13 protein-coding genes are annotated in these 25,486 nt (G+C 67.2%); 7 read left to right on the forward strand and 6 right to left on the reverse strand.

The window, feature by feature from the left end:
* Position 1 precedes the first annotated feature (1 nt).
* From sodC to HV793_RS16285, 4 genes are all read right to left on the reverse strand, one after another.
* Positions 2 to 526 carry a superoxide dismutase family protein gene (gene sodC / locus HV793_RS16270; RefSeq protein WP_054456408.1) on the reverse strand — a complete coding sequence of 175 codons (525 nt, stop codon included), beginning with the start codon at positions 524 to 526 and terminating at the stop codon, positions 2 to 4.
* A 530-nt stretch (positions 527 to 1,056) separates the two neighbouring features.
* Positions 1,057 to 2,376 (reverse strand): DUF445 domain-containing protein, encoded by a 1,320-nt coding sequence (locus tag HV793_RS16275; protein WP_082401160.1) that lies wholly within the window; start codon positions 2,374 to 2,376, stop codon positions 1,057 to 1,059.
* Between the two features lie 52 nt (positions 2,377 to 2,428).
* Positions 2,429 to 3,817, reverse strand: coding sequence for a GntP family permease (locus tag HV793_RS16280; RefSeq protein WP_175213529.1), 1,389 nt, complete (start codon positions 3,815 to 3,817; stop codon positions 2,429 to 2,431).
* 138 nt (positions 3,818 to 3,955) lie between these two features.
* A complete protein-coding gene (locus HV793_RS16285) occupies positions 3,956 to 4,885 on the reverse strand; it encodes a LysR family transcriptional regulator (RefSeq protein WP_054456406.1) in 930 nt (309 codons plus the stop codon).
* A gap of 199 nt (positions 4,886 to 5,084) precedes the next feature.
* On the opposite strand from HV793_RS16285, the gene HV793_RS16290 reads away from it, so the two are divergent.
* Genes HV793_RS16290 through HV793_RS16315 form a run of 6 tightly spaced genes read left to right on the forward strand, consistent with a single transcriptional unit; the run spans position 5,085 to position 13,737 of the window.
* Positions 5,085 to 7,205 carry a 3-hydroxyacyl-CoA dehydrogenase NAD-binding domain-containing protein gene (locus HV793_RS16290; RefSeq protein WP_175213530.1) on the forward strand — a complete coding sequence of 707 codons (2,121 nt, stop codon included), beginning with the start codon at positions 5,085 to 5,087 and terminating at the stop codon, positions 7,203 to 7,205.
* A gap of 25 nt (positions 7,206 to 7,230) precedes the next feature.
* Positions 7,231 to 8,412, forward strand: coding sequence for an acetyl-CoA C-acyltransferase (locus tag HV793_RS16295; protein ID WP_175213531.1), 1,182 nt, complete (start codon positions 7,231 to 7,233; stop codon positions 8,410 to 8,412).
* A gap of 9 nt (positions 8,413 to 8,421) precedes the next feature.
* Entirely contained in the window at positions 8,422 to 9,618 is a 1,197-nt protein-coding gene (locus tag HV793_RS16300) for an acyl-CoA dehydrogenase family protein (RefSeq protein ID WP_175213532.1), read from the forward strand.
* A gap of 9 nt (positions 9,619 to 9,627) precedes the next feature.
* On the forward strand, positions 9,628 to 10,761 hold the full coding sequence (locus HV793_RS16305; RefSeq protein WP_175213533.1) for an acyl-CoA dehydrogenase family protein: 1,134 nt from the start codon (positions 9,628 to 9,630) through the stop codon (positions 10,759 to 10,761).
* A 16-nt stretch (positions 10,762 to 10,777) separates the two neighbouring features.
* On the forward strand, positions 10,778 to 12,709 hold the full coding sequence (locus tag HV793_RS16310) for an acyl-CoA synthetase (RefSeq protein WP_054456401.1): 1,932 nt from the start codon (positions 10,778 to 10,780) through the stop codon (positions 12,707 to 12,709).
* A 44-nt stretch (positions 12,710 to 12,753) separates the two neighbouring features.
* A complete protein-coding gene (locus tag HV793_RS16315; RefSeq protein WP_054456400.1) occupies positions 12,754 to 13,737 on the forward strand; it encodes a tripartite tricarboxylate transporter substrate binding protein in 984 nt (327 codons plus the stop codon).
* Positions 13,738 to 13,754: 17 nt separating this feature from the next.
* Here HV793_RS16315 and HV793_RS16320 read toward each other — a convergent pair whose 3' ends face one another.
* Positions 13,755 to 14,369: an ABC transporter ATP-binding protein gene (locus tag HV793_RS16320; RefSeq protein ID WP_175213534.1), complete on the reverse strand. Its 615-nt coding sequence runs from the start codon at positions 14,367 to 14,369 to the stop codon at positions 13,755 to 13,757.
* Between the two features lie 311 nt (positions 14,370 to 14,680).
* Between HV793_RS16320 and HV793_RS16325 the strand changes: the two genes are divergently transcribed.
* Positions 14,681 to 22,234 (forward strand): autotransporter-associated beta strand repeat-containing protein, encoded by a 7,554-nt coding sequence (locus tag HV793_RS16325; RefSeq protein ID WP_175213535.1) that lies wholly within the window; start codon positions 14,681 to 14,683, stop codon positions 22,232 to 22,234.
* 80 nt (positions 22,235 to 22,314) lie between these two features.
* Here HV793_RS16325 and HV793_RS16330 read toward each other — a convergent pair whose 3' ends face one another.
* Positions 22,315 to 25,380, reverse strand: coding sequence for an autotransporter family protein (locus tag HV793_RS16330; protein ID WP_175213536.1), 3,066 nt, complete (start codon positions 25,378 to 25,380; stop codon positions 22,315 to 22,317).
* Between the last annotated feature and the right edge of the window lie 106 nt (positions 25,381 to 25,486).

Raw genomic sequence — 25,486 nt, forward strand, 5'->3', positions numbered from 1 at the left:
GCTACTTCACCACGCCGCAAACCAGCCGGCCGCCCCCGCCGCCCAGCGGCGCCGGCGTATCGCTGTAGTTGTCGCCGCCCACGTGCACCATCACCGCGCGGCCCTTCACATCGGCCAGCTTCAGATGCGGCGCCACCACCGCCTTCGTCGCCGTGCCGTCGGCAGCGACCACGATGAACGGCAGATCGCCCTGATGCCCGTCAGTCGCCATCGGCCCCTTGTGCGCCTTGGTGCCCTTGGGATCGAAATGCCCGCCCGCCGCGCCGCCAGCCGCCATCTGGTTGTTCACCATGCCAGGCTCGCACGAACCCTTCTCATGCACATGGAAGCCGTGCTCGCCGGGCGGCAGGCCCTTCAGATGCGGCGTAAGCTGCAGCCCGCCTTTGGTGTCCTTGAGCGTGATCGTGCCAGCGCTCTTGCCCACGCCGTCCACGCTCAGGAACGACATCGACACGTCTTCCGCCAGCGCCGCGCCAGACGCGCCTGCGAACGCAAGCGCCGCGACCAGCATCGAGATTTTCTTCATGGGGTGCCTCCAAGATACGCGCCCGCAGCCCGCGGACGCCCGGTGGTGCATGGACGGCCCCTGCCGGCCATGCCGGAAAAAACAATAGCATTTGGGTCAGGGCGCCTGCCAGCAATCTTCGTTCCTGATACAAACGCAGATCTTGCAAAAAAGCACCGCCCCATCACGTTCGCGCCAGCGCACAAATTCCCGGCGACACGCCCGACGTACGTCAATTGCGGCCGTCCGGACGGCCGCAATTGACGGGCATCGCAAAACTCGAAACCGAACCCGGCTCTAGCGGCGCATCAAATCTGTACGCACGTAGCCCGTCGGCGCGGGCGCCTGGGTGGCGAGCAACCTCGATGCGCCCGAGGGAATCTGAAGGGAAGGCCGCAGGCCTGGACGAAGATGACGACGGGGGGGGCCGCCGAGGCCAGTCCGGAGCGAAGGCTCCGGACCGCAATCGTGGGCGCTCGCCACCCAGGCGCCCGCGCCGACGGGCGGCCTACGAAGCGCAGGAAACAGCAGTCAAATCCCGGGCAACCGCATCACCCTCGAACCAGCAACACCACAGCATGCAGCGCCACCCCTATCAACCCGCCCACCAAGGTGCCATTGAACCGGATGTACTGCAGATCCTTCCCCACGCTAAGTTCCAGCTCATCCACCAGATGCCGTTCATCCCAATTCTTCACCGTGCGGGAAATGTGCTCCGTGACCCCGCTACGCAAGCGCCCCGTCAACCTCCGCGCCCCGCCCAGCACGTGATTGTTGATCGCCTCCCGCAACCCCGGATCCTCCCCCAGCTTGCGCCCCAAGGCCAGCAATGCGCTCTCCAGATGCCGCGCCAGCGCCGAATCCTCCGATGACAGATCGCGCCTCAGCGCTGCATGGATATCGTCCCACAGCCCCTGCACGTACTCCTGCACCTTCGGATGATCGATCGCCCGCTGCTTCAGCGCCTCCACCTGTGCCGACAAGGCCGGATCATCCTTCAGCCGCCGGATGTAATCCTGCACCCAGGCTTCATAATCCCGCCGCACCGGATGCCCAGGCTCGGACAGCACGTCCCGCAGTTCCTCCACCAGCGCCCGCGCCAGCCGGTCCGCCAGATTGTCGGCAATTCCGTCCACCGACTTCACCACGTCCACCGCCGCAATGATGCGCGGCCATTCCTTCTTCGCGAACTTCACCAGCAAGCTCGAGGCCCGCGCCTTCACGTCCTCGTCGCCCAGATAGCCGCCCAGCCGCTCCAGCGCCGCGTCCAGCAGCTCCTGATGCCGCCCGTCACGCGTCAACAAGCCCAGCACCTCGCCCGCCGTATCCGCCGCGTCCCAGCGCCGCAGGTTCTTCACCACGAACTCCTGGATCACCCCGCGCACCGCCCGGTCGTCCAGCAGGTCCAGCGTCTGCAAGGCCACATTGCGCGCCCCCTCGCTCAAGGCCCGCGCCTGCCGCGGGCGCCCCAGCCAGCGCGCCAGGCGCGCCGCGGGATCGAACACCCGCAGCTTCTCCATCAGCGTGTCCGGATCCAGGAAATGGTCGCGCACGAACACCGCCAGGTTGTCCCCGATGCGGTCCTTGTTGCTGGGAATGATGGCCGTATGCGGAATCGGCAGCCCCATCGGCCGGCGGAACAGCGCCACCACCGCAAACCAGTCGGCCAGAGCGCCCACCGTGGCCGCCTCGCAGAACGCCCGCACCCAAGCCCAGGCGCCCTGCCCGCCCATGACGTGACTGGTGATGAAACCGCAGACCATCGCCACCAACAGCGCCAGCGCGGCGATCTTCATGCGCCGCAACTGCGTGCGGCGCGCTTCGGAAGCCAGCGCGGAATGCGTGGCGGCGGAACGGGGCATCTCTGTCATGGGGTCTCCGGAAACGACAGACCCAGCATAACAATTACGGCCCGCAGCGGCGTCAGCCCAGCGGCGGCAGCATGTTGAACAGCAGCACCATGATGAGCCCGACCACCGACACGATGGACTGCACCACCGAAATCGTCTTGGTCGCTTCGCCCATGGTCATGCCGAAGGACTCCTTCACCATCCAGAAGCCTGCGTGATTGGCGTAGTTGAAGAACAGCGAGCCGCAGCCGATGGCCAGCGCCAGGAGCGGCAGGTTCAGGCTGGGATCGGCGCCCGCCAGCGGCGCCAGCAAGCCCGCCGCGCCCACGATACCGACCGTGGCCGATCCGGTGGACACCGACAGCAGCATGGCGATCAGCCAGCCCAGCACCAGCGGCGGCAAGGAAAACTGATGGGTCAGCTGCACGATGGCATCGCCCACCTTGGCGCTGGTCAGCACCTGCTGGAACGCGCCGCCGCCCGCGATGATGAGCATGATGCCGGCGATGGGCTTGAGGCTCTTGCCCATGGCGTCGCGCAGCTTTTCCGCGTCGCCGCCGCGCATCAGCACCAAGGTGAAGGCGGCGAACAGCACGCCCAGCAGCATCGCGACCATCGGGTCGCCCAGGAACGCCGCCACGTGCATGGCGCGCGAGTCCTTGGGCAGCAGCATTTCCGCGCCCGCGTGCACCAGCATCAGCAAGGCGGGCAGCAAGGCCGCCAGCACCCCCAGGCCTACGCTGGGCGCATTGCGGCCGGCAGCCTCCTGGCGGGTGGTGGTGAACTGTTCCAACAGCGCCTCGTCCGGACGCGTCGTCATGCGCGGCGAAATGAAAGCGCCATACAAGGGGCCGCCGAAGACCATGGCCGGCAGCGCCGCGATGAAGCCGTAGATCATGGTCGGCCCCACCGTGGTCTTGAGCGTGGCGATGGCGGTCAGCGGCCCCGGATGCGGCGGCACCATGCCGTGCATTGCCGCCAACGCCGAGATCACCGGCACGCCCACGTACACGTAGGCCGAGCCCTTGAATCGCTGCTGGCTTTCCAGCTTGCGCGCCACGCTGAAGATCAGCGGCAGCATCACCACCAGGCCGACCTCGAAGAACATCGGTATGCCGATGACGAAGGCCACCAGGGTCATGGCCCACGGAATCATGCGCGGCGAAGTATGGCTGAGGATGGCATTGGCCAGGCGTTCGGTCGTGCCCGAGTCGGCCAGGATCTTGCCCAGCATCGCCCCCAGCGCGATCACCACGCCCACCGCGCCCAGCGTCTTGCCGGCGCCATTGCTCAGGTTCTTGACGATGGCCACGGGCTCCATGCCGGTGGCGAACCCCACGCCGATGGAGACGATCAATAGCGCCAGCAGCGGATGCATGCGGATGCGCGAAACGATCAGCGCAACCAGCACCAGCACGCTACCCAGCGCGGTAAGAAGCAATTGGACGTCGGAAGAGGACATGGACGGGCCTGGAAAAAATGGGCGCGGCCCTGCGGCCGCTTGCCGATAGGAACACGGATTTTATGCCCGCCAAGCTGAACGGCCAGTCAGGAAAGGCGCGCGTCCAGGGCCTGCACGCGCCTCAGCGGGCTGGCCCCGCTAGCCTGCCGCCTCCAGCAATCCCGGCCTGCCTTCGTGCGCGGCCTGGGCGCGCTCCAGGATGAATTCGATGATCATCGAGATCGCCCGCGGGTGGTGGCGATTGGGCATGTACAGCATGTACATGCCGCGCCCGAAGATGCTGAGCCGCCATTGCGGCAACGCGGCCACCAGTTCGCCGCGCGCAATGTCGTCGTGCACCACGTAGTCCGGCACCACGCCCACGCCCAGCCCCGCCAGCGTCGCGTCGCGCAGGAACGCGTAGTTGCGCGAAATCACCGTCGGCTCCAGCACCACGTGCTGCCGCGGCTGGCCGCCGTAGTAGGCCGAAAGCCGCAAGGGCCGGCCGATGACCGCCGCGCTGATGATGGGCGTGCGCGACAGCTCTTCCGGATGCTGCGGCAGGCCCCGGGCGGCGGCATAGTCCCGCGAGGCGCAGGCCACGTAGCGGACCTGGCCCAGCTCGCGCGCCACCAGGTTCTGCGGCGGCTCGGACATGATGCGCACCGCGATATCGACCTCGTCGCGCAGCAGGTCGTCCACGCTGTTCTCGAACAACACGTCCAGCACAATGTCCGGATAGGTCCGCTTGAATTCCAGCAGCCAGGGCGTCATCACGAACTGCCCGTAGCCGCTGGGTACGCTCAGCCTGACCTTGCCCTGCGGCGTCTTGCCCAGGGTCTCGACGGATTCACGCGCCGCGGCGAGTTCGTCCTGGATGCTGCGCCCGTGGTGATACAGCTTCAGTCCGATTTCTGTCGGCTCCACATGCCTCGTTGTGCGCCGCACCAGCTGCATGCCTACCGAGCGTTCCAGCTGATTCAAGTGGTAGCTGACGTTAGCGCGCGTCATCTTCAGGCGGCGCGCGGCCTCGCTGAGGTTGCCCGCGTCCAGGATTTCCACCAGCAACGTCAGGGATTTGGTGTCCATTCCGGGCCTCCACGCCGCAGCAAGTCACCTCCACATTGTCAAATTTTTTTGACTTCAATGTCAATTATCGATGCCATTGTCAAGACTTCTTTACTGCGAAAGAATGAGGCCATAAAAGACGGGCCGTTCCTGGTCCGCCCGGCCCTAGCCCTCGCCCCCAGCGGCGCTCCGGCGGCAGGCCTCATCGGAGACACTGTCCATGACAGACAGCGCAAGCACCGGCGCGGCCAACGCGCGCCGCTATGACGACATTCTCGTCGTCACCATCGACCATCCCCCCGTCAATGCCCTGAGCGCCGCCGTGCGCGGCGATCTGGCCGCGGCCGTGCGCGACGCCCAGGCCGATCCGCAGGTCCGCGCCATCCTGCTGATGGGCGCGGGCAAGAACTTCATCGCGGGCGCCGACATCCGCGAATTCGGCAAGCCGCCGCAGCCGCCCATCCTGCCCGACGTCTGCAACCAGATCGAAGCCAGCGCCAAGCTGGTGATTGCCGCGCTGCACGGCGCGGCGCTGGGCGGCGGATTGGAAGTGGCGCTGGCGGCGCACTACCGCGTCGCGCTCGCGGGCGCCAAGCTGGGCCTGCCCGAAGTGAACCTGGGCCTGCTGCCCGGCGCCGGCGGCACCCAGCGCGCGCCGCGCCTCATGGGCGCGCAGGCCGCGCTGGATTTGATGCTGACCGGCAAGCACCTCTCTGCCGGCGCCGCCCTGGAAGCCGGATTGGTGGACGCGCTCTCCAGCGAGACCGATCCGCTGGACGCGGGCCTGGCCTACACCCGGCAATTGCTGGCGATCGGCGCGGGTCCGCGCCGCACCCGCGACGCCGACGCGCTCGCCGACCGGACCGCCGCGCTGGCCCAGGTCGAGGCAGCGGCCGAACGCGTTGCCCGCACCACCCGTGGGCTGTATTCCCCCGGCAAGATCGTCGAAGCCGTACGCGCCGCCATCGAGCAGCCTTTCGAGGATGGCCTGCGCACCGAACGCGCGCTGTTCCTGCAATGCCTGGACAGCCCGCAGCGGGCGGGCCTGGTGCATGCCTTCTTCGCGGAACGCGACACGGCCAAGATGCCGGGCCAGCAAGCGGCCCGGCCGCGGCGCCTGGAGCGTATCGGCATCGTCGGCGGCGGCACCATGGGCGCGGGCATCGCCGTCTCGGCGCTGGACGCCGGCTTTCCCGTGACCATGGTCGAGCAGGACGATGCCGCGCTGGAACGCGGGCGTGGCCGCGTCGCGCAGGTCTACGAGCTGCTGGTCAAGAAAGGCCGGATCAGCGCCGACGAGCGCGACGCCCGCATGGCGCGCTACACCGGCTCGACCCGCTACGAGGCGCTGGACGACGCCGATCTCATCATCGAAGCCGTGTTCGAAGACATGGCGGTCAAGCAAGCCGTGTTCGCGCAGTTGGACCGCGTCGCCAAGCCCGGCGCGGTGCTGGCCACCAATACCTCGTACCTGGACGTCAACCTCATCGCCGCCGCCACGCGCGGGCCCGCCGACGTACTGGGCCTGCACTTCTTTTCGCCGGCCAACATCATGAAGCTGCTGGAAGTCGTGGTGGGCGAGCACACCGCGCCCGACACCGTGGCCACCGGCTTCGAACTGGCGCGGCGACTGCGCAAGATCCCGGTGCGCGCGGGCGTGTGCGATGGCTTCATCGGCAACCGCATCCTGGCCGTGCACCGCCAGGCGGCGGACATGATGATGGAAGACGGCGCGTCGCCCTACGAGATCGACGCCGCCGTGCGCGACTTCGGTTATCCCATGGGTCCCTACCAGATGGCGGACCTGGCCGGCGGCGACATCGGCTGGGCCACACGCAAGCGCCGCGCGCCCACCCGCGACCCAGCACTGCGCTACGTGCAGATTCCCGACCGGCTGTGCGAACGGGGCTGGTTCGGCCAGAAGACGGGCCGCGGCTTCTACCTGTACCCCGACGGCGCGCGCCAAGGCGAACCAGACCCCGAAGTCCTCGCCACCATCGATGCCGAACGCGCGCGCGCGGGCGTCACGCCGCGCGCCTACACGCAAGAAGATATCCAGCGCCGCTACCTGGCCGCCATGATCAACGAAGCGGCCAACGTGCTGCACCAAGGCATCGCGCAGCGCCCGTCCGACATCGACGTGGTGTTCCTGTCGGGCTACGGCTTTCCGCGTTATCGCGGCGGCCCCATGCACTACGCCGACAGCGTGGGACTGGACCGCGTGCTGGCCGATATCCGCGGCTATGCGCAGGAAGACCCCGCCTTCTGGAAACCTTCGCCGTTGCTCGTGCAGCTGGCCGAATCCGGCCGCAATTTCGCCAGCCTGAACCAGGCCGGCTGACCCGGACACTTTACAGGAACACGCCATGCGCGAAGCCGTCATCGTCTCCACCGCCCGCACCCCCATCACCAAGGCGGGGCGCGGCGAATTCAACCTCATCGCCGGCCCCACGCTGGCCGCGCACGCCGTGCGCGCCGCCGTCGACCGGGCCGGCATGGACCCGGCCCTGATCGAAGACGCGTTCATCGGTTGCGGCTATCCAGAAGGCGCCACGGGTCGCAATATCGGCCGCCAGGCCGTGATCCGCGCCGGCCTGCCGGTCGGCGTGGGCGGCGCTACCGTCAACCGCTATTGCGCCTCCGGCCTGCAGGCCATCGCCTCGGCCGCCAGCCGCATCGTCATGGACGGCGCCCCCGCGATGATCGCGGGCGGCGTGGAACTCGTGTCGCAGATCCGCACCCGCGACGACGGCGTGAGCGGCATGGATCCGTGGATCGTGGCAAACAAGCCCGAGCTCTACCTGCCCATGATCGAAACCGCCGACATCGTCGCGGCCCGCTACGGCATCAGCCGTGAAGCCCAGGACCATTTCGCCGCGCAAAGCCAGGCGCGCACCGAAGCCGCGCAGGCCGCGGGACGGTATCTGGAAGAGATCGTTCCGGTCACCACGACCATGTCCGTCACCGACCGCGCCACCGGCGCCGTCAGCGAGCGCGAAGTGACCGTGGACCGCGACACCTGCAACCGCCCCGGCACCACCTACGACGCCCTGGCCTCGCTGGCCCCCGTGCGCGGCGCCGGCCAGTTCGTCACGGCAGGCAATGCCTCGCAGTTGTCGGACGGCGCCGCCGCCTGCGTGCTGATGGAAGCCGCTGAAGCCCAGCGCGCCGGCATCACGCCGCTGGGCGCGTTCCGCGGCCTGGCGATCGCCGGCTGCGAACCCGACGAGATGGGCATAGGCCCCGTCTACGCCGTGCCCAAGCTGCTTGCGCGCTACGGCCTCAAGGTGCAGGACATCGACCTCTGGGAACTGAACGAGGCCTTCGCCTCGCAAGCCCTGTATTGCCAGCAAAAGCTGGGCATTCCGATGGACCGCCTGAACGTGGACGGCGGCGCCATCGCCCTGGGCCACCCCTTCGGCGTCACCGGCGCCCGTCTGGCCGGCCACGTGCTGATCGAAGGCCGCCGCCGCGGCGCCCGCTATGCCGTCGTCACCATGTGCGTGGGCGGCGGCATGGGCGCGGCCGGCCTGTTTGAAATCTACTGAGGATCCCCCATGGACCTGGAATTCACCCCCGAAGAAAACGCCTTCCGCGACGAAGTGCGGGCCTTTCTCGCCAGCCACCTGCCCGAGCGCCTGTCCGCCAAGGTCGCGCAGGGCAAGCTGCTGACGCGCGCCGACATGGTCGAGTGGCACGCCATCCTCAACCAGCAAGGCTGGCTCGCCAGCCATTGGCCGATGGAATACGGCGGCACCGGCTGGAGCGCCGTGCAGAAGTACATCTTCGAAAACGAATGCGCGCTGGCCGGCGCGCCGCGCATCGTGCCCTTTGGCCTGAGCATGCTGGGCCCGGTGCTGATCAAGTACGGCAGCGAGGCGCAGCGCCGCCACTGGCTGCCGCGCATCCTGGACGGTTCCGACTGGTGGTGCCAGGGCTATTCCGAACCCGGCGCGGGCTCGGACCTGGCCTCGGTCAAGACCACCGCCGTGCGCGACGGCGACAGTTACGTCGTCAACGGCCAGAAGACCTGGACCACGCTGGGCCAGTACGCCAACATGATCTTCTGCCTGGTGCGCACGTCACAGGAAGGCCGACGCCAGGAAGGCATCAGCTTCCTGCTGATCGACATGGCGAGCCCCGGCGTGGAAGTGCGCCCCATCATCACCCTGGACGGCGAGCACGAAGTCAATGAAGTGTTCTTCTCCGACGTGCGGGTGCCTGCGGCCAACCTGGTGGGCGAGGAGAACCGCGGCTGGACCTGCGCCAAGTACCTGCTGACCTACGAACGCACCAACATCGCCGGAGTCGGGCAATCCACGGCAGCGCTGGAACGCCTGAAAACGGTAGCCGCAAGACTACGCAAGCACGGACGTCCGCTATCGGAAGACCCGGACTTCGCCGCGCGGCTGGCGCGCGTCGAGATCGAGCTGGCCAACATGCGCACCACCAACCTGCGCGTGGTCGCGGCGGTGGCCGGCGGCGGCGCGCCCGGCGCCGAAAGCTCCATGCTGAAGATCCGCGGCACCCAGATCCGCCAGGAGATCAGCGCGCTGAACCGCCGCGCCATGGGCCCCTATGCACGCCCCTTCGTGCCCGAAGCGCTGCACGACGGCTATGACGCACCGCCCATCGGCCCCCACGGCGCCGAGAGCCCCGCCGCGCAGTACTTCAACAACCGCAAGCTGTCGATCTTCGGCGGCTCCAATGAAATCCAGAAGAACATCATCTCCAAGATGATCCTCGGACTGTAAGGGCCGGCCATGAATTTTGAACACACCGAAGACCGGCGCATGCTCTCCGACATGCTGCGCCGCTTTGTCGCCGAACAGAGCGACTTCGCCACGCGCGACCGCAATGCCCGCTCGGAGCGGGGCTACAGCCTGGAGCTGTGGCAGCGCTATGCCGAACTCGGCGCCATCGGCGCCCTGTTTGCCGAAGCAGACGGCGGACTGGGCGGAACCGGCTTCGACATTTCCGTCGTGTTCGAAGCGCTGGGCCGCGGCCTGGCCGTCGAACCGCTGCTGGACGCGCTCATGGTCGGCAGCGCCATCGCCGAAGCCGGCACGCCGGCCCAGCGCGAGGCCCTTGAAGGCCTGATCGCGGGCAGCATCACGGCCTCACTGGCCCACGCCGAACCCGGCTCCGGCTATGAACTGGCGCACGTCGAGACCCGCGCCGAACGCACTGCAGACGGCTGGGTGCTCAACGGCGCCAAGGCCGTGGTCGCGGCGGGCGAGCACGCCGACCTGTTCCTGATCCCGGCCCGCAGCGCGGGCGGGCCGGACGACGAGGCCGGCATCAGCCTGTTCCTGGTCAGCGCCGGCACGCCCGGCCTGACGCTGCGCGGCTATGGCCTGATCGATGGCGGCCGCGCGGCCGAATTGGTGCTCGACGGCGTGCAGCTTGCGCCAGAAGCCTTGCTGGGCGAGGCCGGCGCAGGCTACCCGCTGCTGGAACGCGCCGCCGGGCGCGGCATCCTGGCGCTGTGCGCCGAAGCCGTCGGCGCCATGGACTGCGCTCGCGACGCCACTCTGGAATACCTGCGCACGCGCCGCCAGTTCGGCGCTCCCATCGGCAGCTTCCAGGCGCTGCAACACCGCATGGCCGACGTGCTGCTGGAGATCGAACAGGCGCGTTCGTCCGTGATCAACGCCGCGGCCGCGCTGGACCACCCGGACCGCGCCACCCGCGAGCGCGCGCTGTCCGCCGCCAAGTACACCATCGGCCGCATCGGCACCCTGGTGGCTGAAGAGAGCATCCAGCTGCACGGCGGCATCGGCATGACCTGGGAGCTGCCCCTGGCGCACTATGCCAAGCGCCTGGTCATGATCGACCACCAACTGGGCGACGAAGACCATCACCTGCGGCGCTACATCGCGCTGGGGCAGGCCTGAGCGGAGGACCACGCCCATGACCCAGGTCCATGCCGCCCCGCCCCTCTCGCCGCCTTTTGCGGCCCCATTCCCCGTGCGCAGCGCGGCGGACGTGCAGCGGCTGCAAGCCCGGCCGCTGACCGAGACGCTCACGGTGCAGAGCACCTACGAGATCTTCCGCAACTCGGCCGCGGCTTTCGGCGACAAGACCGCGCTGACCTTTCTGCGCAGCGCCGATCCCGGCGACACGCCGGTGCGCTGGAGCTACCGCGAACTGCTGGCCGGCATCCACCAGACCGCCAACCTGCTGCATGAACTGGGCGTGGGCCCGGGCGACGCCGTCGGCATCCTGCTGCCCGGCTGCCTCGAGTACCACCTGGCGCTCTGGGGCGGCGAGGCCGCCGGCATCGTCCAGCCCTTGAACCCCCTGCTGGCCGAGGACAAGCTCGCCTCCCTCATGACCACGGCGCGCGCCAAGGTACTGATCGCCTACGGGTCCGACGTGGAATGCGGCTCCTGGTCCAAGGCGCTGCGCCTGCGCGAACGCGTGCCTACGTTGCACACGCTGCTGCGCGTGGCGCCGTTGGACGAACCGGCCTCGGCCCGCCCGGCGCTGCCGGATCATGCGCTGGACTTCAACGCCGCGCGCGCCGTGCAGCCGGTCGACCGCCTGGTCAGCAACCGGGAAATCCACGCCGGCGACGTGGCCGCCTATTTCCATACCGGCGGTACCACCGGCGCGCCCAAGCTCGCCATCCACACCCACGCCAACCAGGTCTTCAGCGCCTGGGCCGCGGTGCAATTGCAGAACGCCGGACCGGACGACGTGGTCATCAACGGCTATCCGCTGTTCCATGTGGCGGGCGTGTTGCCGGCATCGCTGGCCGCCCTGTCGGCGGGCGTGGAAACCGTCATCCCCACCACCCTGCTGCTGCGCAACCGCGACGTGCTGCGCAACTACTGGCGCCTGGTCGAACACCACCGCGCCACCTCGCTGCAAGGCGTGCCGACCATCCTCGCCGCGTTGGCCGAAGTGCCGCTGGCCGGCGCCGACATCTCGTCGTTGCGCTATTGCCGCACCGGCGCCGCGCCCCTGCCCGCCGAGCTGGCCGCTCGCTTCAAACGGCTGTTCGGACTGCACGTCAACGAAAGCCTGGGCATGACGGAGATGGCCGGCATCTCGACCATCTCGCCGCCGGGTTGCGAGTTTCCGGTGGGTTGCGTCGGCTTTCCGCTGCCCTACGTGCAGGTCCGCATCGTCGGCCTGGACGTACCGGCCGGCGCGCCCGCGCGCGACCTGCCCGCCGGCAAGCCCGGCATGGTGCTGTTCAAGGCGCCCAACGTCATCCCCGGCTTTCTTGATTCCGAAGACACGGCGCGCGCTTTCACCGAGGACGGCTGGCTCATCAGCGGCGACGTCGGCTACCTGGACCCGGACGGCCGGCTGCATCTGCAGGGCCGCGCCAAGGACCTGATCATCCGCAGCGGCCACAACATCGATCCCAAGACCATCGAGGACGCACTCGCCTCGCACCCGTCGGTGCAGCTCTGCGCCGCCGTCGGCGCCCCCGACGCCTATGCCGGCGAACTGCCCATCGCCTTTGTCACGCTGGCCGAAGGCGCCCAGGTCCCGGAAGCCGAACTGCTGGCCTATGCCGCCGAGCACGTGGACGAAAGCCCGGCGCGGCCCAAGCGCGTCATCGTGCTGGACAGCATGCCCATGACCAACGTGGGCAAGATCTACAAGCCCGACCTGCGCCGCCTGGCCACCGCGGTATCGGCCCAGGCCGTGGTGGCGCGCACCTTGCAGGAAGCCGGCCTGATCGACGACGGCGCGCTGTTCCGCGTACAGGCCGACGCTCAACCCGAGGTCGCAGTCCAGGCCGACGCCCGCGCGTCCGCAGCGCTAAAGGCCAGCCTGCGCGACGCGCTGGCCCGCTTACCGGTCAAGGTCGCCCTGCGCGACTGAGCAGTCCCCTTCCCACACACAACAACACCCCAGGAGACAAACCCATGACCCATAAGCCCCTGCGGCGCGCCTGCCTCGGCGCCGCGCTGCTCTCGATGGCCGGCATTGCATTGCCCTTCGCCGCCGGCGCGCAAGGCGCCTATCCGTCCAAGCCCATCACGCTGATCGTGCCCTTCCCGGCCGGCGGCTCTACCGACCGCCACCTGCGCACCGTGGCGCAGGATGCCTCCAAGTACCTGGGCCAGCCCGTTATCGTCGAAAACCGGCCCGGCGCCGGCGGCACCCTGGGCCCGGCGACCATGGCCAAGACCGCCAAGCCCGATGGCTACACCATCACGCTGTACACCCTGGCCATGCTGCGCATGCCGTACATGCAGAAAAGCAGCTGGGACCCCATCAACGATTTCACCTTCATCCTGGGCCTGTCCGGCTACACCTTCGGCTTCACCGTCCGCTCCGACTCGCCGTACAAGACCTTCAACGAATACATCGAGGCGGCGCGCAAGGCGCCCGGCACCATCGACTATGGCTCCACCGGCATCGGTTCGTCGCCGCACCTGCTGATCGAGGAAGTCGCCATCAACGCCAAGGTGAAACTGAACCACGTGCCGTTCAAGGGCAACGCCGACATGCAACAGGCCCTGCTGGGCGGTCACGTCATGGCGCAAAGCGACGCCACCGGCTGGGACCAGTTCGTGGATTCCGGCAAGATGCGCCTGCTGGTCACCTTCGGCGAAAAGCGCACCACGCGCTGGCCCGACGTGCCCACCGCCCAGGAGCTGGGCTACAAGGTCGTGTCCACCTCGCCCTATGGCCTGGCCGGCCCCAAGGGCATGGATCCCGCGGTGGTGAAGACGCTGCACGACGCCTTCAAGAAGGCGCTGTTCGACCCCGCCAGCATGGACGTCATGAAGCAGCTGAACCAGGAGCCCGCCTACCGCAACAGCCAGGACTACAAGGAATGGGCGCAGGCCACCTACGTCAAGGAAAAAGGCTTGATCGAGTACCTGGGCTTGATGGCGAAGTAATAATGGCGGCGCCGCCTTCAGCGCAGCGCCGCAACCTCGATTGATCTGGCGCCGCAGGCTTCTACCAGTTCAGGATCGTGGCTGGCGAACAGCACCACCCGATCCTGCGCCCAGATCTTGAACTGTTCTGCCAGCACGCCGCGCGCCTGCGCATCCAGGCCGTTGCTGGCCCCATCCGCAATGATGACGGCCGGGTCGCCCAGGGCGGCGGCCGTCAGGTAGACCTTGCGCCGCGTGCCCGTGGACATCTGCTCGAAGCGCTTGTCCAGATGCGGCTCCAGCCCCAGCCGGAACGCCAGGTCCAGCACGCTGTCGGCCAGCGGCACATTCTTCTCCGCCGCCACCTGTTCCAACAAGCCGCGCCCCGTCTGCGCGGGCAATGCCATGCAGTTGTCGGGCACATAGGCCAGGCGGGACCGGGCTTGCGCCGGCGCCTGGGTCAGCGCATGTCCGTCGATCCAGACCTCTCCCGCATCCGGCGCGATCACGCCCGCGATGATGCCCAGCAGCGTGGACTTGCCGGTGCTGTCTTCTTCGCACAACGCCACGCATCCGGGCGTGAACGTATGGGTCAGCCCCTGGAAGACGAGATGGTCGCCGTAGCGTTTGCCGAGATTGTCGATTCGTAGCATGGCCGGGAGTGTACGCAGGAATGCGGCGCTCGGCCATCACCGCCTCGGCGTGGCGTCAACGCAGCAAATGTGAACGGAATTCAAATTTTTCCACGTTGACAGTGCGGAAATCCGCATTTTTGCCGTACATTACGCGGCGTAAATAAATGTTAATTTTCCGCAAAACATTTCGACTTTTGTAACGGTTGCCTCGCCCGTTCATGCTATCGGCTCGCTGAGCGACCTACCACCAAGACGCATTTAGTTTCATTTAAATCAATACAACATCCAATTTTGCCGGCCCGGCATCGGCGCCGGCATAGAAGAGATCAATGAATCACGTCTATCGAGTAGTCTTCAACGCCGCCGCTGGCGTATGGCAAGCCGTCAGTGAAATCGCCCGCGGGCCGGCAAAAAGCAGCAGCCCTGCCCGGCGCCTGCGCCGCGGCGGCGCACAGTTGGCGGGCGCGCTGGGCATTGCCTTGATCGCCGCGAACGCGCATGCGGCGCCCGCAAATCCGCAACTCTACTGGGACGGCAGCCAATCCGTGGCGAACGGTTCGGTGGATGGCGCCTCTGGCATCTGGGATTACGCCAATACCAACTGGACTTCCGCTGACGGAACAGTGAACCAGTCCTGGAACGGCGGCGAAGCGGCATTCTCCGGCGTCGCCGGCACCGTGGCAGTTGGCGGCCAGCACAGCATCACGGGCCTGGAGTTCAAAAGCGACGGCTACAAGCTCGTGGGCGGAGCCAATGGTCAGCTGAATGCCAGCGGCGTTGCCGTGATTCGGGTCAATTCCAACGTGACCGCAACCTTGGGCGTCGCCATAGGCGGCAGCGGCACCCTGCACAAGCAAGACAGCGGCACGCTGGTACTCAACGGCAACAACACGTATACCGGCGGCACGATAATCGAGGCCGGCCGTCTGGAGGTCGGCAGCAATACCGCGCTGGGCAGCGGCGCCCTGACGGCGCTCTACAACACGGTGCTCGACGCCAATAACAAGGTGGCCCTCGACAACAACGTGAATCTGTTTGGCAGCGTGGAGATAGGCGGAAGCGCCGACCTGACGCTGAACGGCGTCGTTTACGGCCCAGGCTCGCTGATCAAGAACGGCGCCGCCAACCTGACCTTGAACGGGGCCAACACCTATCTGTCGGGTACCACGCTGAACGCCGGCACGCTGACGGTGGGCAACGATCAGGCTTTGGGTCTCGGCAACTTGACCGTGGGCGGCGCTTCCACCCTGACGGCAAGCAACACGGTAACGCTAGGCAACGCCATCGCCCTCAATGCGAATCTGACGGTTGCCGGCGACAATGACCTGACCTTGAATTCGCTGATCTCGGGCCCCGGCCAATTGGTCAAGACTGGCAACGGTACGCTCAGCCTCAACGCCATCAATACCGCCCACACTGGCGGCATCGCCCTCAGTGGCGGTACCTTGGAGTTCAGCAACAATGAAGCCCTCGGGAGCGGCGCGCTGGTCGCCAATGGCACGGCCACGCTGAAGAACACCCAGCCCACGAGCCTGCAGAACGCCGTCCGCGTCAACGGCAACCTGACCATGGAGCTCCAGGAGCAGCTGACCTTGGCGGGCCAGCTGAGCGGCAGCGGCAAGCTGATCAAGACTGGCGCGGACGAATTGTTCCTGTTTGGCAACAACCCATCATTTGCCGGCAACCTCGAAATCGATCAAGGTTACGTCACGACAGCCGGCGGTAATGGCCTGGGCGCTCCTGCCAGCGTGAAGCTGGCCGCGGGCACCACGCTGAGCCTCAATGATCCCGTCGTCCGGATTGGCGCCCTGAGCGGCAGCGGCACTACCAACATCAGCTGGTCCACCGTGTTGCAGGTGGGCGGCACCAACGCCAGCAGCGCATATGCCGGCATGCTGAGCGGCCTGGGTTCGCTGGAAAAGACGGGCGCAGGCACGCTGGAACTCACGGGCACAAGCGCCCTGAACAACAACGTCACCGTCACGGCCGGCACCCTGAAGGTCAGCGGCACCCTGAGCAGCCCCGCTGTCATCGTCCGGACCGGAGGCACCGTGAGCGGCGGCGGCTTCATCAATAGCCAGCTGAACATCGACAGCTTTGGCCATCTGGCCGGAACCAGTGGCAGTACGCTGACCGCCAGCGCACTGGTCCTGGCCCAGAACTCAAACGTCGATGTGGCGCTGGGTTCCTCGTCTACCGGAAACACCCCGCTCTTCAATGTCATGGGCAACCTGACGCTGGCCGGAAAGTTGAATATTTCCGATGCTGGCAACCTCGGCGACGGTGTGTATCGCTTGTTCAATTACGGTGGCGGTCTTACCATCAACGGCATCGGCGTCGACACGAGCAGAGTGGGCGGTATCGGCGGAATGACCGTACAGACTTCCACCGCCAATCAGGTCAACCTTTTGGTCCAATCGAATTTGCCGGTGCAGGCCTGGGACGGCTCGCGCTTGGTCGCTGACGGCTCGATCGACGGTGGCAACGGCACGTGGAATGCCGCCAACAGCAATTGGACCAGTGCCGACGGCACGATTAACCAAAGCTGGCTCAACAAGTTCGCTGTGTTCATGGGCGACCCCGGCACTGTCACGGTGGAAGGCGCGCACGAAATCGGCGGCATGCAGTTCATGATCGATGGCTACCACCTCGTCGCTGGCAACAACGCGGAGCTGCGGGCCAACAACGGAACCAGGGGCCAGTTCGCCGTAAGGGTTGATCCCAACGTTACCGCGACCATCAATGTTCCTATTAGCGGGCTGAACACCCTGCGCAAGCTGGACCTCGGCACGCTGGTGCTGAACGGCGCCAACAGCCACGCCGCCACCCTGCTGGAGGGCGGCACCCTGGTACTCGGCAACGATGCCGCGTTGGGGCAGGGGCCGCTGGCCGCGTACAGCGACACCACGCTGGACAACAACCAGGCGCTCACGCTGACCAACCAGATCTTCGCCCAAGGCCAGCTGAACCTGGGTGGCAGCAATGACCTGACCCTGAACGGCGACATCGCCGGCAACAGCGGCGGCCTGAACAAGAACGGCAGCGGCACCCTGACCCTGGGCGGCAACAACTCCTTCGGCGGCACGATGGCGCTGAACGGCGGCAAGCTGGTGCTGGCCTCCAGCAATCCGCTGGGCAACAGCACCCTGACCGCCGCCTCCGGCATGCAGCTGGACAACAGCGTGGCATTGAGCCTGAGCAACACCATCAACCTGGCTGGCGACCTGAACCTCGTCGGCAACCAGGACCTCACGTTGGGCGGCCTGGTCAACGGCCTCGGTGGCCTGACCAAGCGCGGCACGGGCAAGCTGACCTTGAACGGCGCCAACTCTTTCCAGGGCGGCGTCAACCTGACGGGCGGCAACCTGGCCGTGGGCCACGACGCAGCGCTCGGCGAGGGCACGCTGACCGTGCGCAACGCGGGAACCCTGGAAGCCAGCCGCGCGGTGACCCTGGCCAACAACGTGCAACTGAGCGCCTCCCTGGCGCTGGACGGCAGCAATGATTTCACCCTGAACGGGGTGATCAATGGTTCCACCGAGCTGGTCAAGAACGGCGCCGGCCGACTCACCCTCAATGGCGAAAACCGGCACAACGGGGGCACCACGGTCAATGCCGGCGACTTGAGCCTGGGCAATGCCGCGGCGCTGGGCACCGGCATGCTGACCATCACGGGCAACACGCAACTGGATACGGCGGGCCCGATGCGCCTGGGCAATACCGTCAATGTCGACGGCGCGCTCACGGTGGCGGGCAACAACAGCCTGATCCTGGATGGACAGCTCAACGGCAACGGCACGCTGCGCAAGACCGGTGCGAACGACCTCTCGCTTACCGGCAGCGCCAACACCTTCAGCGGCATGATCGATCTGCAGGGCGGCAGCTTGACCACCGCGGGCAACAACGCGCTGGGCCAGAATGCCACCGCGAACGTGGCAGCCGGCGCCAATTTGTTCATCACCAATCTGGCTCGTCTGGCCAGCCTGAACGGCAATGGCACCGTGACTGTCTCGAACGGGAACAACCTGACCATCGGCGCCAACGGGGCCAACAGCAACTTCGGCGGCCAGCTCGACGGCAAGGGTTGGTTGACCAAGAGCGGCACGGGATCGCTGGTTCTTTCCGGTAACAACACGCTTACCGGTCAGACCTCCGTCAGTGCCGGCAGTCTGTGGGTAGACGGCTCGCTCGCCAGCACCAATGTGCTGGTGTACAGCGGCGCCGCCCTGGGTGGAGCTGGCAGCATCGCCGGCGACGTGACGCTCATGGGCGGCGCCACCCTGAACTTGACGGATGGCCACACCCTGTCAGTCGGCAGCATGGGGCTCGGCACCCAGTCGATCGTGAATGCCAGCCTGGGCGCCCCCTCCCTCGGCGGCGGCGCTGCCTTGGTGGACGTGACCGGCAACCTGACCCTGGGCGGCACGCTCAATATCAGCGACGCCGGCGGCTTCGGCACCGGCGTGTACCGTCTCATGAATTATGGCGGCAGCCTGACCAACAACGGCATGAACTTCGGTTACCTGCCCGGCAATGTGCAAGCGGCCGACCTGACCTTGCAGACCGCCGTCGACAAGCAGATCAACCTGCTGGTGGCCGCACCCAACGTCACCGTGCAGTTCTGGGACGGCTCGCAAACCGTCGGCAACGGCGCGATCGAAGGCGGCAACGGCACCTGGGACGGCGCCAACGCCAACTGGACCGGCGCCGACGGCAACGGGAACCGCTCCTGGGCCGGCAAGTTCGCGGTCTTCCAGGGCGCTGCCGGGACGGTCACCGTTGCCGGCGCGCAAAGCACGACGGGCATGCAGTTCATGACCGACGGCTATGTGCTGGAGCGCGGCTCGCTGGGTTCGCTCAACCTGGTCAACGGCGACCAGGGCTACGCCTCGGTGCGCGTCGATCCCGGCGTGACCGCGACCATCAACGCCCCGCTCGTTGGCAGCGGCACGCTGGCCAAGCTCGACGCCGGCACCCTGGTGCTCAACGCGTCCAACGGCTACACCGGCGGCACGGCGCTCAACGGCGGCACGCTGGTGCTGGGCAACGACAAGGCTTTGGGCAATGGCCTGCTGACCGCTGCCAACGGCACCACGCTGGACAGCAACACGGCAGTCACCGTACGCAACAAGGTCGCGCTGAACGGCGCGCTGACGATCGCCGGTTCCAATGCCATGGACCTGAACGGCACCGTCGGCGGCGCTGGCGGCCTGATCAAGAACGGCGCGGCCAACCTGACCCTCAGCGGCGTCAACAGCTACGCCGGCGGCACCCTCCTGAACGCTGGCGGCCTGATCGTCGGCAACGGCGCCGCGCTCGGTTCCGGCACGCTGACGGTAGGCGGCGCGGCCACGCTGGACAACACTCAGGCGCTGGCGCTGGCAAACAACATCGCCCTGAACGCCGGCCTTGCCGTGCAAGGCAGCCACGACCTGACGCTCGACGGCAACATCTCGGGCACGGGCAGCCTGACCAAGAACGGCGCCAGCACGCTGACGCTCAACGGCACCAACAGCTACACCGGCGGCACCTACGTCAACAGCGGCACGGTAGCGTTGGGCGCGGGCAGCAGCCTCGCCGCCACCGGCATCGTGACCGTCGCCAACGGCGCGACCTTCGACCTGTCGGCAGGCCAAGGCGCCCAAGTGTTCGGCACCCTGGCGGGCGCCGGCAACATCAAGATGGGAACCAACACCCTGCTGGCGGGCGGTTCGGCCGACGGCATCTTCAGCGGCTCGGTCATCGGCACGGGCACCCTGGTCAAGCAGGGCTCGGGCACGCAGACCCTGACCGGCGCCAACAGCTATACCGGCGGCACGCTGGTCGCGGACGGCACGCTGCGCGCGGGTTCCACCACGGCGCTGGTCCAAGGCACCGGCTATCAGGTGCTGTCGGGCGCCACGCTGGACCTCAATGGCAACGTGCTCCAAGCCAGCAGCCTGACCGGCGCCGGCACCGTGGCGCTGGGCGCGGGAACCCTGACCGTCAATTCCGCGGCTGGCAGTGCGTCCTACTACTCGGGCATCGTCGTGGGCAGCGGCGGCCTGGTCAAGACCGGCGCCGGCGCGCTGACGCTGACCGGCGGCAGCGCCTTCTCGGGCGGTGTGCAGCTCAAGCAGGGCAGCATCGGCCTGGGCCATTCCCTGGGCCTGGGCACTGGCATGCTGTCCATGGACGACGGCACTGTCATCAACCTGATTGCCAACGGCCTGACCATCGTCAACAACCTGCACATGACGGGCACCAACGACCCGGTCATCGACACCGGCGCCAACACGGCGACCTGGGCCGGTGCCATCACGGGCGGCGGCTTCCTTACCAAGCAAGGTAGCGGCGTCCTGACCCTGACCAGCGCAGGCAACAGCTACACCGGCGCGACCGATGTCGCTCAGGGCACGCTCAAGGCCGGCGCCACCAATACATTCAGCAGCGCCTCGGCCCACACCGTGGCCAGCGGCGCCGTGCTGGACCTGGCGGGCTACAGCCAGACCGTGGCCAGCCTGAACAACAGCGGCGCGGTCAATCTCGGCGGCAGCACGCCGGGCACCGTGCTCAAGGTCACCGGCCCCTACGTCGGCAACAACGGCAAGCTGGGCGTGTCCACCGTGCTGGGCGCGGATGGCAGCGCCACCGACAAGCTGCTGTTGAGCGGTCCCGGCGCCATCGCCAGCGGCAACACCACGGTGCAGATCGCCAATGCCGGCGGCCTGGGCGCACAGACGGGCAGCCAGGGCATCCAGGTCATCTCCACCGAGAACGGCGCCAGCCTGCAACCCGGCAGCTTCACGCTGGCGGGCGGCCATGTCGATGCCGGCGCCTACGAGTACCGTCTGACCCAGACGGCACAGGGCGCCGCGCTGCACTCGACCAACACGCAGGTCAACCCCGGCCCAGGCACCGATCCTGTCACCCCCGCTCCCGCCTACCGTGAAGAAGTGCCGCTGCTGTCCTCGCTGCCCGCGCAACTGCGCCAGGCGGACATGGCAATGCTCGGCGACATGCGCAAGCGCATGGGCGACGACATCGCTCAAGGCACCATCGACCAGGACCCGAACCACCGCGCCTGGGCCCGTGTGCTGCGCACGGCTCCGACCATCACGCAGCAAGGCACGGTCAACCCCGAGAGCAGCGGCCACCTGACCGGCTTCCAGGCCGGCGTGGACGTGTACGCCGACCGCAACCTCAAGGCCGGCCTGTACGTGGGCCAGCTGGACGGTGACATGGGCGTGCGCGGCTTCTCCAGCGGCATGGAGCGCAAGTACGCGGGCTACAACAACCTGCGCGGCCGCTACGTGGGCCTGTATGGCACCTGGCAGCACGACTCCGGCCTGTACGCCGACGCCGTGATCCAGGGCGCCGACTACCGCAGCAGCCTGCGCACGGCCGACACCGGCGCCGGCGCCACCACCAAGGGCCACGGCTGGCTGGCCTCGCTGGAAGTGGGCAAGCCCTTCGACCTGGGCAGCAGCTGGCAGTTGGAGCCGCAGGCGCAAATCATCTACCGCAAGCTCAATCTGGACGACACCACGCTGAGCCTGGCCAAGGTGAAGAACGATGCGGACGATGACTGGACCCTGCGTCTGGGCGCCCGCGTCAAGGGCAGCTACAGCATCGGCGGCACCGTGCTTCAGCCCTTTGCCCGCGTCAATCTGTACAAGGCCAGCAATACCACCGACGTGGCAAGCTTCAGCGCCCCGGCCGGCACCACCGACATCCGCGCCAAGGGCGGCTACACGTCGACCGAGTTCGCGGTGGGCGCCATGCTGCAGCTGACCAAGAACACCAGCCTCTACGGCGACATTGGCAAGCTGTGGGCCAACAGCGGCGACAGCCGCGTCAAGACCGGCGCACAGGGCTCTGTCGGGTTGAAGGTGCTCTGGTAAGCCTCATGACCTGGGTCGGGCAACCGGCCTCTGGCATGACCAAAGCCCGCAGCGGTCTAGCCGCCGCGGGCTTTTCACATCTACCAGGTGTACTTCACGCCTATCCTTGCCGCGTACTGGTGGTAGTCCTGCGCTCCCCATGACCCGGCGACATTGGTCCAGCCCGTCCAGCCCTTGTTGAAGTCGGCATGCACGCCGAGCTTCAACTCATAGCGGTCTTTCGGATAGAGGTCGCCCACCGGCAATTGATTGAACGACACGGAGCTGCCAGTGCTGCTGTGCCACCAATTCAGCGTCGCGAACGGCTGCGCCTTGCGGCCATTGCCCAGGTCGAAGGTGGTGTGCGTGCGCACGCCCAGGCGCGTGATGGTGCCGTGGGAATCCGCGCTGCCCACGCGGGTGCCGTTGGATTCCGTCAGGCTGTCCGTGTCCGAGCTGACGTAGATGATCTGGGCCTGGGGTTCCAGTATCCAGTCGCCGCGCAGCTTGAAGGCGTAGCCGGTCTCGGCCGACACGGCCCATGCGCGGGAATCGTAGTCCACGCGCGGCAGCTCCTCGCCCGTCACCCGGTTGTTGTACCAACCGTACTGGAACCAGGTATCCACATAGGCGCCGAGCTTACTCTCGTCGTTCTGGAACCAGGTGCCATACACGCCGGCGCTATAGCCTTGCACCCTGCCCTTGGCCTTGTAGGGGTTGCCCTCGGCCCGGGCCGTGCTGTCGGCGCTGCCATAGCCCAGCATCAACCCCAGGTGCAGCCGGTCGGTCTCCGAGAACAGCTTCCATTGCGCCACGTCGCCGCCGCCTTGCAGCAGGAACATGTCGGTGCTGACGTCGAAGTTGCCGTCGCGGCTATGCGAGCCCTCCCACCTGCCCACGGCGCGCAGCCAGAGCGCCCGGCGCTTGCTGTCCTCGGTTTGAAACTGCTGGCCCTCGATGAATTGCGGCTCGCCCAGGCGGTCGTGCATGCTCTGCACGAACATCTGCCCAACCAGTCGCTGATTCGCGAGATAGGCGGCGACTTCAGGACGGTACAGCGGCTCGGGATCGGGAGTGGGCGGCGTTGGCGGCGCCGGTGGGACAGGCGGCACCGGAGGCTCGGGAGGCGGCGGCGGAGGAGGCGGCGGATCCGGCTCCTTCTCGGATCGCAGATACCAGCTCTGATCGGCCGGTGCGCTTGCCGAACCTTGGTACAGCCGATACTCGTAGGGACCGGCCACCACCCGGCCCGAAAGCGCAAATGCGCCCGCTCCGGAGATACCGCCATTGACGACCTCGACCACCTGTATCCCGCTGGCCGTCGTCAAGGCGCCCGGCCCGCCCGTGTTCTTGATGCGCAATTGCGAAGCGCCGCTGGCGCTGCCGCCATTGATGACCAGCTTGTCCGAGGGCGAGCTGTCGTCGCCCAGATAGGTGTTCAGCGCGATGGTGCCGTCGCCGCTGTAGTTACGCACCGTCAGCGTCTTGTACGCGCCCGCCTGCGGCGGCGTGAAGTCGATCAGGCTGGGATCGTTGACCAGGTTGGTGATGGTCGAGTTGCCGGTCAGCGTCCAGGTCGAATCCACCAAGGTCACGTTCGAGATGCTGCCGGCCTCGGTGGCCGCCGCTCCCGTCAAGGTAGAATTGCGCGCCGTCACGTTGGCCGTGGCCGGAGAGCCCGCCTGCGCGCCGGCAACGTTGATGCCGCCCGGATTGCCGGCATCCGGCGCCAGGCTCGGGTCTATGCCATGCAACGTACGGGTCCTGCTTCCAAGCAAGGTTCCAGAGCTGGCGACATGCAGCCAGTTGGTCGCGCCCTGGACCGTGGTGCCGTCGAGCTGGATGTTCGCCGTGCCCCCGTCGACGCCTATGGCAGTCCCGGTCGCGCTCGCGATGCTGCCGCCATTGATGGTCGCAGCTTGCGTGCCCGTGTCGCTGGTCAGCAGGAGACCGATCGAGCGTGCGCCGCTGACGCCGATGGCGCTGCCCGTCGCCGCGACGCTCGACGCGCCCGCCACCACCACGCCATGGGCCTCGGTCCCGGACGTCTGCACCGAGCCGTCATCGAACACCACGCTGCTGGCCGCGCCTTGCGCCAGGATGCCGAAACCGCCCTGCCCGCTGGTCACGACCGTGTTGCGCGCTGCCTGGAAGACGGTCGCCGGCTGCCCGCTGGCCGTATACGCATACAGGCCCACCGCGTCCGTGCCGCGGGTCTCGGTCCTCAGGTCGGACAGTTCCGCGCGTGAGCCGTCTATGCCTATCACCCCGTAGGCGTCCGCGCCCTCGGTAAGGATGTTCGCCGTGGAGCCGCCCTGCGGGGCTACCACCAGATGGTTGGTCGGGCTGACGTAGCGGCGCAGGAACATGCCGCTGCTGTCCCGGCCCGTGGTGTGGATGTCGGTGGTGCCCTGCATCACCGCCTCGCCCACGCCCAGCATGTAGAAGCCGTCGGCGGTCTGCCCCGTGGTGCTGACGCGCAGCGTCGAGCCTGGCGCTGACGTGTAGCGGCGTACGACCGAGTCCGGATAGGTCAGGCTGTAGCCCAGTTCAACCCCACGCCCATATGTCCCGCCCGTGGTCTGCACATCCAGAACGCCGCCGGCATCCAGCGTAATGGCGGTGTTGTTGCTCGTCATCACGCCCTTGGGCCAGGGATTGCCGCCGGCCGGCGCGGTCTCGATCTTCAGCGTCGCGCCATTGCCGATCTGCAGCTGGCTCATGGTGCCGAATGGCGTATGGCCCAGATTTACGCCCTGAAAGCCGCGTATCGTCACGTTGGAACTCGGCGCCAGCGAGAACGTCGCCTGCGAATTCGTGGTGGACTGCAATCCCAGGCCGGTGGTGGTCACCGTCGTGATGGTGACGTTGGTGCCGGTCTGGAAATTGATGTTGGTCGCCGCGCCATTGGTGGCGAAAACGCCCAGATCGACATTGCCGATGGCGATGTTGCCAGGGCCGAAGTTCAGCGTGGCGTTGCCGACCCGAATGGCCGAACTCGATCCCGTGCCTGTCACGCTATCACCGCCATTCAGGGTGAACGTCGTGCCTGAGGGAACGATGAATGGCGCGTAATTGACGCTCCAGGCGCTACTGGCGGCCAGCGACATGGCCACGCCCAGCGAGCGGGCGAACAGGGGTATGGAGGGACTTGCGTGGTGTGCCATCTGATTCGTCTCCGTGTAGCCGTCCGGGCGGTGGGCCGGGACGCGCTCAAACCAGACCCCGGAGTGCCGGGGGTAACGACGATAGACTTCGGTACCTACGCCAAAC

Origin of the sequence: Achromobacter aegrifaciens, from assembly GCF_902859965.1 — a bacterium.
GTDB classification, from domain to species: Bacteria; Pseudomonadota; Gammaproteobacteria; order Burkholderiales; family Burkholderiaceae_B; genus Achromobacter; species Achromobacter aegrifaciens.